1 protein-coding gene and 1 pseudogene are annotated in these 1,829 nt (G+C 45.2%); both read left to right on the top strand.

The genetic code is table 11. The annotated features are described in order from the left end of the window. Nucleotides 1-763 (top strand): annotated as a pseudogene (locus tag ACEW8S_RS08445) (molecular chaperone HtpG); the annotation flags it as partial. A gap of 389 nt (nt 764-1,152) precedes the next feature. Then, nucleotides 1,153-1,829: hypothetical protein (locus ACEW8S_RS08450; RefSeq protein ID WP_373517721.1), on the top strand; the 677-nt coding region annotated here is incomplete at its 3' end.

The following is a 1,829-nucleotide window of genomic DNA, read 5'->3' on the forward strand; positions in this document are numbered from 1 at the left end:
GAAATGGAACGATATCAAGATCGTTATCGAATACGGGATGCTTTCCGAGGATAAATTCTTCGAAAAAGCGGACAAATTCGCACTCTATCCAACGGTAGACGGCAAGTATTTCACTTTCGAAGAACTTCAGGAAAAAATTAAGGGCAACCAAACGGATAAGGACGACAAACTGGTCATTTTATACGCCTCTGACAAAGAAGCCCAGCACAGTTACATTCAAGCGGCCAGGGCCAAAGGTTTTGAAGTATTGTTGCTAGACTCGCCCATCATCGGACACCTAATGCAAAAACTGGAAACCTCGAAAGAAAAAGTTTCCTTTGCCCGTGTCGATGCCGATCACGTCGACAACCTAATCAAAAAAGAGGACACGGCCATCAGCAAACTCTCCGACGAGGAAAAGGAAAAGCTTAAAACGAACCTTGAAGAGGCCATCGAAAACAAGAGCTATACCGTACAGCTCGAGGCGATGGATAGCGACGCCTCCCCCTTTATCATTACCGAACCGGAGTTTTTACGCCGAATGAAAGAAATGCAGCAGACCGGTGGCGGCGGCATTATGGGCATGGGCAGCATGCCGGAGATGTACAATCTGGTCGTGAACACCAACCACGAACTGGTCAGCGAGATTTTGAATACAAAGACCACTAAAAAGCGCGAGCGGTTAATCAATCAATCCGTTGACTTGGCGCGGCTTTCGAAGGGGTTGTTGAAGGGTGAGGAGTTGACGAACTTTATTAAGCGAAGTTACGAAATGGTGAAATGACGCTAGATGTAGAAAATTACAAAACCCGCTTCAAATTCTTGAAGCGGGTTTTTTTATGGAAATTCCTATCTTTCGGCAAACAATCACTTCTACGAAGTTTATAGGTAGCCCAATTGAAATGCCCTGTTTAGACTTCGGCGTGAATCTGATGAATGATATCTAAAAAATGCTTATTCTTAAGTGAAATCAAAGAGAAGCGGTTTTTCGTACAATCGCTGCTACAAAATTCCACAATTCCCAAAAAAAATTAACACTTTCCGAAATCAGAATATAGCATCGTATCTCGATTTTGTTCAGCTCGTCGTTAAACTACATATCCTGAAATTTAACACACTACGAATCAGCGGATAACGTATCTTTGATATTTAATTAAAAACCGAAATTAATCAATGAAACCCAATCTTTTTGCAGTACTTTTTTTGTTCATTTTCGCCATCTACTTAAACGCGCAAAACGAACTTCCCATCAAAATAGACGACGCCCAGATTAAACCGCTGCGGCAACTTCTTGACAGTTCGTTACAGACCCGTTTTGAACAGGAACTGAACAGCCATGCGGATTGGAAAGACCTAATCGCCCAAAAGAAAATGGCTGTCGGTATCGTCGACCTGGGCAATCCCGAAATGCCCCGTTTTGCACGGGTGAACGGCAATTATATGATGTATGCTGCCAGTCTCCCGAAAATCGCCATTCTTTTGGCCGCGACCGATGCCATTGACAAGGGGGAGCTCAAAGAAACTCCCGAGGTCAAAAAAGATATGCGCCTTATGATCAGTAAATCGGACAACGAGGCCGCGACCCGTATGATCGACCGCATGGGCTACAATAAATTGGAGGCCGTCATGACCGATCCCAAATACGACTTCTACGATGAGGAAAAAGGCGGCGGACTTTGGGTCGGCAAACGCTACGGCAGCGGGGGCGCCACGAACCGCGAGCCTATAAAACAGTTGAGCCATGCCGCCTCTGTCACCCAGGTATGCCGATTCTACTATTTACTGGCCAACGGAAAACTGGTCAACGAAAAGCGTTCGAAAGAAATGTTGGCCGCACTTGAAAATCCCGA

This window comes from Pricia sp. (genome assembly GCF_041745955.1).
Taxonomy (GTDB): Bacteria; Bacteroidota; Bacteroidia; order Flavobacteriales; family Flavobacteriaceae; genus Pricia.